The sequence below is a fragment of the Tritonibacter scottomollicae genome (assembly GCF_032924845.1).
Lineage (GTDB): Bacteria > Pseudomonadota > Alphaproteobacteria > Rhodobacterales > Rhodobacteraceae > Epibacterium > Epibacterium scottomollicae.
The window spans coordinates 148,304-160,278 of record NZ_CP136702.1 but is presented as its reverse complement, the minus strand read 5'-3'; the positions used below and the strand labels follow the sequence as shown (position 1 = coordinate 160,278).

The window sequence follows — 11,975 nt, the reverse complement described above, 5'->3', positions numbered from 1 at the left end:
AAGTTAGGAGCCCATTCATGACCACGAAGGACATCGTACTGATCGCCCTGTTCGCTGCGCTGACAGCCGCGCTTGGTGTCATACCTCAAATCACCCTACCGATGGGCGTGCCGATCACCGCCCAATCCATGGGGGTGATGCTGGCAGGTGCCTTCTTGGGGGCCAAGCGGGGCGGTCTGGCAATCATTCTGTTTCTCGCGCTCCTGGCAGTCGGATTGCCACTTCTGGCCGGCGGTCGTGGCGGACTAGGCGTCTTTTTCGGAGCCTCCGGCGGGTTTCTCATCGGCTTTCCGGTCGGGGCCTTTGTGATTGGCTATTTGTTCGACAAATATGCAGGTCGCCCACCGCTCTTCCCGTCGATAGTGTTCATGCTCCTGGGCGGCGTTGGCGTCGTGTACTTGTTTGGGGTGCCTTGGTTGGCTGTCATCGCCGAACTCTCGATCTGGCAGGCGCTTGCCGCATCCGCGGCCTTCCTGCCGGGCGATGTCACCAAAGCCGTGCTTGCCAGCCTGATCCTGCGCGAGGTGCGCAAGGCCATTCCAAATCTGTAGTGGTGCCAAAGCGCGCTCGCATCGCGCAGGCATAGCTTTAACATAATTCATATTACGAGATATACGTCGGGCAGGGGGTGAAGATCCCCTGCTTGGACGTGCATCCGGACACAAAACTAAAATTATACTTGATCTCCCATGTTTGCTGCACGATTGTGCAACAAACAGCAGGGCATGATATGTCAGACAGTAAACCGAAATTTCGCCGGGAAAGCCCCGAACATCGTCGCGAGCAGCTGATCGAGGCGACCTTGCGGGTCATTGCCCGTAAAGGCGTTTCTGCGGCGACCGTTCGCGAAATCTCGGCCGAAGCTGGCGTTGCCTTCAGCCTGATCCGTCATCACTTCCGTACCAAAGAAGATCTGATGTACGCGGCGTATTCCTACCATATGCGCAAAATGGCGCATTTGTCTCTTTCGTCGGCGACTGATGTGTCGCGTCCGATTGCAGACCGTGTGCGCCAATGTGTCCGCGACACACTTTCAGCGCCCGTTGCAAGCGGTGAAGGGTTGCAGATTTGGGCGGGCTTTATCCAGATGGTCCCGCATGACGCGCGCATGAAGCAAATTCACATCGACACCTATCTCGGGTTCCGTGATGCGCTGGAACCTCTGATCACCGAGGCCCTGCGAGCACAAGGCGCGCCTGCAGACCCCAAAACCGTGGAAGAAAAGGCCATCGCCTGCAACGCGGTCCTCGACGGTCTCTGGCTTGAAGGGTCGATGCTGCCTGAGATGCTGCCCGCGCACCGGCTGACCGACGTCGCCGAAGCGACACTTTTTGCAATTCTTGGTCTCTCTCCAACAGACTGAACCAAGCACCAGTACGACAAGGAAGAACTCATGCAAACGATCGGCCAGGCCTTGGCACAGAACCTTGTGGATCGCGGTGTCGACGTTGTGTTTGGCATTCCCGGCGTCCATACGATCGAGCTTTACCGCGGGATCGAGGGCGCCGACATCCGGCACATCACCCCCCGCCACGAACAGGGCGCAGGGTTCATGGCGGACGGATACGCGCGCATTTCGGGCAAGCCCGGCGTGGTTTTTGTCATTACCGGGCCCGGGCTCGTCAATACGCTGACCCCAATGGCTCAGGCGAGGGCCGACAGTATTCCGATGGTCGTAGTGACCGGCGTCAACCGGCGCGATAGCCTTGGCAAGGGGCTGGGGCTGCTGCATGAACTGCCTGACCAGCTGAAGCTCTCCCAAACTGTTGCAAAACATGCCGAACAGGTTTGCGCCGCCGCCGACCTCGAAGGCGCGCTGGATCGTACATTCGATGCACTGAGCGGGCGCCCTGCCCCGGTCCATATCGAGGTTCCAACCGATGTCATGGACCTTGAAGGGCCAGATGCGCTCAAAATCTCTGCTCCCACGACAGCCGCTGTGCCTGACCTCTCCGCCATCGTGCAACGGCTTGCGCAAAGCGAACGCCCTGTGATCCTCGCTGGCGGGGGCTGCCGTACCGCGGACGCAGCCCTGGCCGAACTTGCCGAGAAGCTCGACGCCCCGGTCATCCAGACCGTGAACGCGCGCGGCTTGATGCACGGTCATGCGCTTACGGTGGCGGCAAGCCCCTCGTTGCAAACCGTCCGCAACCTGATCGAGGAGGCCGACTGCGTGCTGGCATTTGGAACCGAGCTCGGCCCGACGGACTACGATATGTATGCCACCGGGACCTATCCCGACATGGCGTCCCTGCTCCGCATCGACATCTGCGCAGAACAGCTCGCCCGTCATCCGGCAGAGGCTACTACGGTGGGCGATGTGGGCCCTTGTTTGACGCAGCTTGCCAGCGCAATTCCAGCGCGCGTGCCCGGCGACGGCGCGGAGCGTGCCCACAAAACCCGTGCCGCAGCTTTGGCCGAAGTCGAGGCCCTTGCGCCAAGCTACGGTGCGCTTATTGGCCAAGTGGAGACACTCCGAGACGCCCTGCCCGGCTCCATTATGGTGGGGGATTCAACCCAAGCAATATATGCTGCCAATCTGGCCTATGATCATGATCGCCCTGGCGGTTGGTTCAATGGCGCCACCGGATTTGGCGCGCTGGGATACGCGATTCCCGCAGCCATCGGTGCGGCCCTGGCGGATCCCACTGCTCCAATCGTGGCGATGATGGGAGATGGTGGCGCGCAATTCACCCTTCCGGAACTTGGCGTGGCAAGCGATGAGAACCTGCCGATCCTCTTTGTTGTCTGGAACAACAATGCCTTTCTCGAGATCGCAAATGCTATGGAAGGTGCAGGCATCACCGCCACAGGTTGCCATCCGGGCGCACCGGACTTTGAGGCCGTCGCTGCGTCTTATCGCCTTGGTTTCAAGCGCACATCTCCAGACGACTTGCGTGATGCACTGACGCAGATCCTGCCGCTTGACGGCCCTCTGCTTCTGGAAATCGACATGCAGGGCCACTCTTCGCCAACCGATTGAGAACGTCTGCGGCGACCGCCTCGCGCCCAATGCGGCTTTCGCGCTCGGCTGTGAGCTGGCTGTTTCCCGCGTCATAAATCCCGTCGCGCCCAGCCCCTAGGCGCGACGGGGGATTCTTTTGACCGTCAGCAGGCTCAAATTTCGACAGAAACCTTGCCGATCGGGTTGGAGCAGCACGCCAAAATATAGCCGGCCTCGATGTCGTCATCCGAAATGCCGCCATTGTGGACCATGTGCACATCGCCAGCGGTTTTCTTCACTTTGCAGGTGCCGCAGACCCCGAATGTGCAGCCGGACGGAATGTTCAGCCCGTTGGCCCGTGCCGCAGCCAGAACCGTGTCCGTTTCCGCAACTTTGGCGGTCACCCCGGATGTTGCGAAGGTGATTTCTGCCGAGGTCTCGTCATCGAGAACAACATCATCGAGATCAGGCTGTTCGGCTTCATTCGCAACCGGCGCGTGGAAACTCTCCTGATGGTAGTTGTCCATATCGAAACCGAGACCGGCCAACGCATCCCGCACCGCCTGCATGAAAGGCTCCGGCCCGCAGCAATAGACCTCGCGCTCAAGATAATCCGGGGCCATCAGGCCCAGCATCAGCTGATTGAACACACCCTGATATCCGGTCCAGGGCCGATAGAGGTCCGGCTCTTCAACAACAAACTTCAGGTCCAGCTTTTCTGAGCGGCTCGCCATCTGCTCCAGTCGCTGACGGAATATGATCTCCGACGGGCGTTTGGCACAGTTCACAAACACGATGTCCAGATTATCGCCGTCATCCCACATATTGGTGGTCATCGACATCATCGGGGTGATGCCGGAGCCCGCAGAAATAAAGAGGAATTTCTTTGCTGAACTGTTTGCATTCGTAAACAGACCAGCGGGTCCGATCGCCTTGATCCGGCTGCCGGGGCGCAGGTTGTCGAGCATCCAGCGGGTGCCGATACTGTCCGCCTGGGCCTTGGCTGTGATCGTCACGTTGCGTGGCCGCGACGGCGACGAGGAGATTGTATATGTCCGGTGCAACGGACCACCCGGAACCGGGATTTCCAACGTCATGAACTGACCGGGATCAAAGTCGAACAACGCCCCGGATGGCGCCTTGAAGGTGAATGAGGCGGTGTTCTCCATCTCTGGAATGATGGAGACGCATTCCAGCATCTCAGTATCTTTCCAGATTGTGCGTTCACTGATTTTCGGCATGTTCTGTTACTCCGCCGCCAAGGTCTGAGGGGCGCAATTGCGCTTGAGGGTATCGAGGTACCACTGCACGAACTGCAGCACGCCGCTTTCCTGAACCTGGGAATAGGGACCGGGCTCGTAGGCAGGTGAATTGATGCCCATCTGATTGTACTCGACCACTTCGCGGTCTTCGTCGTTGGTTGCGATCCAGACCTCGGTCAGTCGGTTGAGGTCATAGTCCACCCCTTCAACAGCATCCTTATGGACCAGCCATTTGGTGGTGACTTCGGTTTCGGTCGCACTGATCGGAGTGACCCGGAACACAATGGAATGGTCCGACAGGAAGTGGTTCCAGGTGGTCGGGTAGTGGAACTTCAACAGCGATCCGGCATCGGCGAACGGCGCCCGCCCCAACCAGCGGCGCACTGCGGTCTTACCATCGAGCGTATAGCTCTCGGCGCCCTCTTTCAGCGGCATACGGGCCACGCGGAACTGACCATCAGCGTTCAGATAGAATTCCGCCGGCATCCCTGCCTGCTCGCAACGGTTGAAATGCGCCTGCAGAGTTGCGGGCGTTTCGCCGCCTTCGATACCGGTGATCGATGGATCATCCGGGAATGTCCGGCATAGCGACGGGTGGTTGCCGCCACAGTGATAACACTCACGGTTGTTTTCCCAGACCAGTTTCCAGTTGCCCTGCTCGATGATCGAGCTCTCATAGGCAACCTTGGCATTCGACAGGTCGTGCACCTCCAGGTAGGGGCGTGTGATCTCTGCAAAATGCTCAAAGTCCGGCGCCTCATCCGCAAGGCAAATGTAGACGAGCCCGGCAAGTTCACGACAGTGCACTGTCTTCAAACCGTGTTTGCTGGCATCAAAATCCGGTCCCATGTCTCGGGCCCACAGCAGGCGGCCATCCAGCTCATAGGTCCACTGGTGATAGGGACAGACCAGCTTTGGGTTGTTGCCCTTCTTCGCCTTGCAGATCACCGATCCCCGGTGACGGCAGGAGTTGTGAAACGCACGGATTACGTCGTCGGACCCGCGCACGATGATCACGTTGTACGTGCCAATCTGCTGCGTGACGTAGCTGCCTGATTTTTCCAGCTCGCAGGCAGGAATGGCAAACAGCCACTCCTTGTAGAAAATCTCCTGCAGATCGGTCTGGAACACATCAGCATTGTTGTAAAATGCCTGCGCCAGCCCGTGTCCCGGCTGGTGGTTTGCGATCAGCGCATTGATATTGCTGTTCATTTCCTGACTCCCCTGCCGCCTGCGTCCGACATGTGCGGCGCGACTGCGGTTGGTTGGTTGTTCGGACGGCACAGGGAACCCGTTAGGCCGCGGCGGAGGAAGCCGCGCCCTGCAAGATGCCCAAACCGCCGCCCGCGGTTGACGATATCTGTTGAGGCTGGTTTCCGGGCTCAGGAACTGACCAATTGGTCGGAGCGCAACGCCTTCCCGGGGTCCTCCACCCAGTGGCTGATGTCGCGCGCGCGGGTTCCATGACCGTTGCGGGGGCAGCGCCGGAGTTTCACCGGCTTCCCAAATTCTCCACACGGATCGCTCCGCGCAGCACCTCTTGAGACTGAGTTGTACCGAGATTCGAAAAACCAGATCCGCGAATTGCGACATTGTTTATTGAGTTCGAGACAAGCGCGACGCCCGCGCCACAATTCTTGCTCGGCGTCGTCCACACCGCCCCCCAAGACAGACATGACCGCAACGGAGCGCTCAATACGCGCCGATGCATTCGGCGTGGCGAACACGGGGGTCGCACAGGGATCTTCGATGGTCCTGACCGCATGCCGCAGATGGTAAGGGCGCGCCGCGTATCCATGCCGCACACGATGTCGGTGTTCAGAACATCGAGACGTGCTTTTGTCCGTTTTACCATCATCAAGTGGGCGCAAACGCTCCAATAAAAGCAACATATGCGATGGTTTGGCGAATTAAATGGTACGGCTTTCCGCATTCAAGCAGGAGTTCATTAATTCAATTCGACAAGTCTTTCTTTTGAAAACACGTTATCTTTGGGGATAACATTCAGGTGCGGTGCAAGGAGCAGTACGGCTTCAACCGCAACTTGTTGTTAGTAAAAGGTCAAAACATGTCAAAAATGAACGTACAAGACTACGCACTGATGTCGGGAGCGAAACCGGTTCTCCTGAACGTCCTGTCCATTGATGATGACGAAATTGATCGTATGCGACTGCTGAAGATCTGTCGCAAAGCCGGGCTCATGGTAGATTTTACCGAAGCTGCAAACCTGGCTGAAATGCGTGAATGCCTCGATGTGGACGCGTTCGATCTGGTCTTCATCGACCACGATCTGGGCATGGATACAGGCCTCGACGCGCTTGGCATCCTGCTGTCGCATGAAGATCAGGTCGGCGCGGTTCCGATCATGCTCACGTCCTCGGTCGACTACCATGTTGCAGTCGAAGCCATGCGTCGGGGGTGTGCCGACTATATCGTCAAGGACGAACTCACGGTTGATGCGCTGATAAAATCGGTGACATCGGCCATCGAACGACGTGCGCTTTACGGGGCGCTCACGGATGCGCGCGCGTCAGAGTCAGAGCTAAAGTCGATTTTTGAACGTTTCATGGTGAGCTGCGGGCCAGAAATGCGCGAGCTACTGCGCAGAAGCATGATGGGCGTGCGAGCGGTCAAGATGCAGGCGCGCAGCGATGATGCTATCGACCCGACGCTGCTCTCGAACCTGTCGATGTTTGAACGCGGTGCAAAGGATCTGGTAGCCTTTATGGACGATCTTGAAAGCGTCGTGGGTGAGGGTCGTCGCCTTACGGTCACCGAGTTGCGAAAACGCCTTCAGTAGGGGTACCCGCCCCGGCATACACATGAGTTAGGCGCAGCGGTTTTACTGTAGCGCAGGTTTGAATTCCTTATCCGGAGAGGTGACTATCGTGTCGCCAAGGTGGATCTCTATAAAGCTAAAAGTCGCGCTGGTAGTATGCCTTGTTTCTGGAGCGTCTTTCAGTGTCTTCTTCGCCATCAATTATCAAGACACCATTCAACGTATTCACGCTCACGCAGAAGAGCTGATACAGCGCAATCACGAAACACACACGCGCTACATCGTTGATACGCTGACAAAAATGCGCCAGGATTCGGAGATGATCGTTGGCTTCCCGCCAATTTCCGGGATCATCCGGACCCGCGAAGCGATCGACAACCGCGATCCGCTGGATGGGTCAACACTCGCCGATTGGCGCGCTCGGCTTGAAACGCTTTTCATCAGCATCATCGGCAATCGCAGTGGCTACAGTCAGATTCGGCTGATCCTGGCAGAAAACAACTGGTCTGAATTCGCCCGCGTAGATCAAGACAATGGAGATGTCCAAGTCGTTCCTCAAGACGACCTTCAGTCCAAGGGCGAAGAACCATATATTAAAGCTCTACAGGCCGATCCCACTTCAGACATTCTGTTTTCGAACGTTACCCGCAACCGGGAGCACCAAAGGGTATCAGGACCTCCGATGCTGCGGTCGATGAAACGCGTTGTTGACGAACACGGAAACCTGCTCGGGGCGATCGTGGTAAACGCAGATATTGCGAGTCTGCTTACTGTCCCTTCCAGCTCCGAAGACTTGGGACAAACCTTTTATTCAGTTGAAAATTCTGAAATCGCGGGCATTCCTGTCGCTGATGGCGACAGAAACTTCTACGCCAATATCGAAGACAAACCAGACACGATAAGTTTAGAGCAACTTGCCAGTTTTCCAGAACGTAGATTGGTTCACTTTAAAGATCAAATTGGCGTGTACATCAGCCGGGTCGACACCGGAAATGAAATGGTCCCGTTTACGTTCAGAATCGCAACCACGGTCGACCTGCATGACTTGTACTCTGCGGCACGGGATGAGCTTTGGCGGAACGTCGGCAACGCGCTCTGGCTGACCATCCTTGCCTCGGGTCTCGGGTACCTCTTCTCTGCAAAATTGCTCCGCCCCCTGCAAGTATTGCTGTCTGAGATCAACGAGAGCAGCCAGACCCTTCACCCACTGAGCAACAGGTACCGCGGCAACGATGAAATCTCCGACATAGCGCAGAATTTCACACGCCTGACCAATGACTTGATCCACGAAACACAGCGCCTCGACATGGTTCTGAGCAATATCTCTGAAGGCATCCTGACCTTATCCGAGGACGGGAGCATCGAAGATGCAAACCCCGCCGCCAGCCGTATCCTCGGCAACTCTGAACCGGAATTACGCGGCGCACGCTTCTTGGAACTTTTGGGTTTTGACGCAGAGGCTACGCAAGGGTTGCTAGAAGATGCTGCATATGCGCATGCCGCCGAGGAGGCTGGAATGCGCGAACTCACGATGACTCGATCGGATGGCTCCCGTATCGTGCTCAATCTGACATTGCAGCACGCCACATATGCAGGTGAGGGGCGGTTTATTGCCATGATTAGGGATGTAACGAGACGGGCGGCCGCCACAGAACGCTCAGAGGCGTTGATCGCGGCCTTGCAGAGATCCAACGCCGAACTCGATCAATTCGCCTATGTCGCTTCGCATGACCTGAAGGCCCCACTCAGGGTTATCAGCAACGCCGTGGTTTGGCTCGAAGAAGATCTGGAACCCTATTTGACGGATGACACGCGAGAGAGCATGAACCTGCTGAAAAGTCGCACCAGCAGAATGGAACGCTTGTTGAATGACCTGCTGCAACACTCAAGGATTGGCAGAGTCGCGGAACCAGAGACCAGAATACCCGGCAAGACCATGGCGGAAGAACTTCTGCAATTGCTTGAGGTGCCTGACGGCATGAGCATTTCTTTCTCCGATGGATTTCTTGACCTGCATATGCGGAAGTTTCCCTTGGAAACGATCTTCGTCAACCTCATCGGAAACGGTATCAAGCACCATGATCGCGATGTCGGGCAAATAACTGTCAATGTGGAGCAATGCGGGGCGGGTTGGCGTTTCCGCGTCGAAGATGACGGCCCAGGTATAGAACCCGTCTACCATCAGCGAATTTTCAAGGTGTTTCAGACCTTGAAATCCAGAGATCAGCTTGAAAGCAGCGGCATGGGCCTCGCATTTGTAAAAAAGTACATCGATGTAGCCGGCGGAGATATCAAAATACTATCTGATGGCGAACGCGGTACCATCTTCGAATTCTTCTGGCCGTTCGAAAAACCTCAACAGGATCAGGCAGCGTAGCTATGCAATCCCACCACTCCGACTCCCGTGACGTTCAGATTATTCTCGTCGAAGACGATGATGGAGATGCCAAGGCCATTCGCCGAGCCTTTTCAAAAGCGCGCATCGCGAACAAGATTCAACGTTTCAGGAACGGTGAAGAGGCTCTCGCCTTCCTCAAGGGGGAAGGCGATCAGGATCCCCCCGTTCAGTTCGTTGTCTTGAGCGATATCAACATGCCCTGCATGTCCGGTTTGGAACTTCTGGAAGCGCTGAGAGAAGACCCCCGCCTCCAAAGAACCCTCTTTTTCGTTCTGACCACATCCGACGACGAGCGGGACATCACTGCCGCCTATTCCAATCACGTTGCCGGCTACATCTTAAAATCTCGCGCAGGTTATATGTTTATCGAACTCATGGCTGTGATGGATAACTTTTGGCGGATCGTAGAGCTGCCGGTGATAGAGACGCGGAGCTCACCACATGGTTGAAAAAAGCATACTTATCGTTGATGATGACGGTGGTGACCGCAAGCTGATCCGGCGACACCTCGCGGCTCTATACCCTGCCGTGACAATACTGGAAGCTGAAAATGGTGATGAGGCCCGAACTCTCGCTGACGAAGAGGTTGAGGTAATCTTTCTGGATTACCTGCTGCCAGGGGAATCCGGCCTGGATCTCATGTCGGTCTTCTTTCGGCGCTGGCCCCATTGCGCAATTTTTATAATGACAGGACAGGGCGACGAAGACATTGCCAAGAGCGCGATCCTGAGCGGTGCCGCTGACTACATAGCAAAATCGGCGATCACGCCAGGCGCCTTGCATCGAATGATCGGCAATGGTCTGCAGATTGCTCGTATGCGGTGGCGCATCGAAGAACACCAGAAGGAGCTCCAGCAGTTCTCCGACGTTCTCGTTCATGATCTGCGGGCACCAATTCGCGCCATCAAGTTCCTGAGCGATCAGATCATTGAGGATTTTGAAGCCGGAGATCTCGACGAGGTGAAACGAGAATTCGACCTCATGAAACGTTCCGTAACCAAGATGTCTGATCTGATTGAGCGTTTGGCGAGCCATATAAACCCGCACAGCGAGGGCACTCCTGAGCTAGTGTCAACTGAAAGCCTGGTCGAAGCCGCCTGTATGGCCGTCGCGCAGGATATTGCCAGTTCCGACGCCAATATCGAACTGGATTTGGAGGAACCCGAAGTTTTCTGTTTCCCGCCAGACATCTCGCAGCTTCTGCAAAACCTGATCGGCAATTCGATTAAATACCGCAGTGCCATTCCTCCTCACATCGTTGTCTCGACGCAGGCGCACGGCTCCGGCGTACAATTCTCGATCAGGGACAACGGGATGGGCGTGCCGGAGGAATATCGCACCCGGATTTTCGAGCCCTTCAAGCGTCTTCAGCGCAGCAGCGACCTTCCTGGGAGCGGTCTGGGGTTGGCAACATGTGCCAAGATCGCGAAACGCCACGACGGTGCAATATGGTGTGACCCGGATGTATCGAGAGGCACAAGAATCAATTTCACTCTCAATTTGCGTAATAATCACAGGAATGCAGTGCACGACAGGTGAATTTTGATGCACCCTCAATGTAGAGAATTGCCTTTATTCGGAACTCCACCTGCAAACGTCATTTGTCGAGCTCAATTTATATTACACACCTCGCGACAGATTTGTTGGACAAATCGTTCTGTGAGCGCACTTCCCGCTTCCCGGCGCTTTGGTTCGCAAAGATCGCGTGCGGGATTTATGCAATAGATCCTCCTAGGGGGATAAGACTTTAGGCCTTTTCATAAATAAAATGAACCCGGCTGCTTACGGTGAAAGCAACCGGGTTCTCTAATTTATCCGCCGAAGCAGATTGCGTCGAAAGAGGAACTCTTAAAGCTCAAAGAGTGCATTTCTTTCTCTCAACCGATCCCGCAGCAGCTGAAGGGTCACGTCTTGCGTAGCGAGATTGATGTCGGTGCAATCTTGAGTTCCCACTTGTTCCCTCAACGAGTCAAAGAACGTCGACAAGCCACCAAGTGTTTGAGAGATTAAATCAAAATCCTGCAACTCGCGTATTTCCGCGCTTGTCGGGGGCGTGCGGCGCTCAACAATGGTCAACACGGTATCTTCCAGCTGCTGAATCTGGCTTTGCAGCTGACGCATTTCGCGCGCCGAATTCGCATATACCGTATCTAGCGGTTTAGAAGATTTCGTGCTCATCTTACAAACGCCCCACAACCTGTTCTATAGCCTGGCGCATCGACGCAACCGTGAACGGTTTGCGGATGATGTTATTCAGACCAAGTTTTTTACCGACCTCGATAACTTCTGGAGTCGGCTTCCCCGTCACCAAAATGAAGCCGACACGTTGGGTCGCTGCATTGCCGCGGACGGCCTGCAATAGTCCCAGTCCATCCATTCCCGGCATGTTATAATCCGACAGGACAAGATGCACCGGGTTGGTCGCAAGTTTCTGGAACGCAGACTGTCCATTATTTTCAACGAGATAGTTCTTCACGCCGAGTTCATCAAGACACTGGGTAAGAATGCCTCGGCTGGTCGACATGTCGTCGACAACCATCACGCGCAGGGAGTCTTTCAAGCTCATGGTTTTTTTCCTCGTGTTCTCGTCTT

The 11,975-nt window shown here is 55.8% G+C and carries 11 protein-coding genes and 1 riboswitch; of the genes, 7 read left to right on the top strand and 4 right to left on the bottom strand.

The features are described from left to right. Positions 1-17 precede the first annotated feature (17 nt). The 3 genes from R1T40_RS00655 (at position 18) to R1T40_RS00645 (ending at position 2,983) form a co-directional block, all read left to right on the top strand. Positions 18-551 carry a biotin transporter BioY gene (locus R1T40_RS00655; RefSeq protein WP_317384034.1) on the top strand — a complete coding sequence of 178 codons (534 nt, stop codon included), beginning with the start codon at positions 18-20 and terminating at the stop codon, positions 549-551. Positions 552-649: 98 nt separating this feature from the next. After that, positions 650-1,363 carry a TetR/AcrR family transcriptional regulator gene (locus tag R1T40_RS00650; protein WP_317384073.1) on the top strand — a complete coding sequence of 238 codons (714 nt, stop codon included), beginning with the start codon at positions 650-652 and terminating at the stop codon, positions 1,361-1,363. A 30-nt stretch (positions 1,364-1,393) separates the two neighbouring features. Beyond that, positions 1,394-2,983 carry a 5-guanidino-2-oxopentanoate decarboxylase gene (locus R1T40_RS00645; protein WP_317384033.1) on the top strand — a complete coding sequence of 530 codons (1,590 nt, stop codon included), beginning with the start codon at positions 1,394-1,396 and terminating at the stop codon, positions 2,981-2,983. A 134-nt stretch (positions 2,984-3,117) separates the two neighbouring features. On the opposite strand, the gene R1T40_RS00640 is transcribed toward R1T40_RS00645, so the two are convergent. Further along, positions 3,118-4,185: a hybrid-cluster NAD(P)-dependent oxidoreductase gene (locus tag R1T40_RS00640; RefSeq protein WP_317384032.1), complete on the bottom strand. Its 1,068-nt coding sequence runs from the start codon at positions 4,183-4,185 to the stop codon at positions 3,118-3,120. Between the two features lie 6 nt (positions 4,186-4,191). After that, a complete protein-coding gene (locus R1T40_RS00635; RefSeq protein ID WP_317384031.1) occupies positions 4,192-5,418 on the bottom strand; it encodes an aromatic ring-hydroxylating oxygenase subunit alpha in 1,227 nt (408 codons plus the stop codon). Positions 5,419-5,556: 138 nt separating this feature from the next. Beyond that, a riboswitch (cobalamin riboswitch) is annotated at positions 5,557-5,762 on the bottom strand. Positions 5,763-6,274: 512 nt separating this feature from the next. Between R1T40_RS00635 and R1T40_RS00630 the strand changes: the two genes are divergently transcribed. From R1T40_RS00630 to R1T40_RS00615, 4 genes are all read left to right on the top strand, one after another. Further along, positions 6,275-7,006 carry a response regulator gene (locus tag R1T40_RS00630; protein WP_106164617.1) on the top strand — a complete coding sequence of 244 codons (732 nt, stop codon included), beginning with the start codon at positions 6,275-6,277 and terminating at the stop codon, positions 7,004-7,006. Between the two features lie 79 nt (positions 7,007-7,085). Beyond that, positions 7,086-9,362 carry a sensor histidine kinase gene (locus tag R1T40_RS00625; RefSeq protein ID WP_317384030.1) on the top strand — a complete coding sequence of 759 codons (2,277 nt, stop codon included), beginning with the start codon at positions 7,086-7,088 and terminating at the stop codon, positions 9,360-9,362. A gap of 2 nt (positions 9,363-9,364) precedes the next feature. Further along, positions 9,365-9,832, top strand: a complete 468-nt coding sequence (locus R1T40_RS00620) for a response regulator (protein WP_317384029.1) — start codon at positions 9,365-9,367, stop codon at positions 9,830-9,832. After that, entirely contained in the window at positions 9,825-10,922 is a 1,098-nt protein-coding gene (locus R1T40_RS00615) for a sensor histidine kinase (protein ID WP_317384028.1), read from the top strand. Before R1T40_RS00620 ends, R1T40_RS00615 begins: the two co-directional genes overlap by 8 nt. Before the next feature lie 309 nt (positions 10,923-11,231). Here the strand turns inward: R1T40_RS00615 and R1T40_RS00610 are convergent, their stop codons facing one another. Then, entirely contained in the window at positions 11,232-11,561 is a 330-nt protein-coding gene (locus R1T40_RS00610) for a hypothetical protein (RefSeq protein ID WP_106164731.1), read from the bottom strand. A gap of 1 nt (position 11,562) precedes the next feature. After that, positions 11,563-11,949, bottom strand: coding sequence for a response regulator (locus tag R1T40_RS00605; protein WP_011536823.1), 387 nt, complete (start codon positions 11,947-11,949; stop codon positions 11,563-11,565). Between the last annotated feature and the right edge of the window lie 26 nt (positions 11,950-11,975).

What these genes read in the sequence shown, in the direction of transcription:
- R1T40_RS00640 (WP_317384032.1), bottom strand. Translation starts at nt 4,185, where the DNA reads ATGCCGAAAATCAGTGAACGCACAATCTGGAAAGATACTGAGATGCTG.
- R1T40_RS00620 (WP_317384029.1), top strand. Translation starts at nt 9,365, where the DNA reads ATGCAATCCCACCACTCCGACTCCCGTGACGTTCAGATTATTCTCGTC.
- R1T40_RS00605 (WP_011536823.1), bottom strand. Translation starts at nt 11,949, where the DNA reads ATGAGCTTGAAAGACTCCCTGCGCGTGATGGTTGTCGACGACATGTCG.
- R1T40_RS00610 (WP_106164731.1), bottom strand. Translation starts at nt 11,561, where the DNA reads ATGAGCACGAAATCTTCTAAACCGCTAGATACGGTATATGCGAATTCG.
- R1T40_RS00645 (WP_317384033.1), top strand. Translation starts at nt 1,394, where the DNA reads ATGCAAACGATCGGCCAGGCCTTGGCACAGAACCTTGTGGATCGCGGT.
- R1T40_RS00615 (WP_317384028.1), top strand. Translation starts at nt 9,825, where the DNA reads ATGGTTGAAAAAAGCATACTTATCGTTGATGATGACGGTGGTGACCGC.
- R1T40_RS00635 (WP_317384031.1), bottom strand. Translation starts at nt 5,418, where the DNA reads ATGAACAGCAATATCAATGCGCTGATCGCAAACCACCAGCCGGGACAC.
- R1T40_RS00630 (WP_106164617.1), top strand. Translation starts at nt 6,275, where the DNA reads ATGTCAAAAATGAACGTACAAGACTACGCACTGATGTCGGGAGCGAAA.
- R1T40_RS00655 (WP_317384034.1), top strand. Translation starts at nt 18, where the DNA reads ATGACCACGAAGGACATCGTACTGATCGCCCTGTTCGCTGCGCTGACA.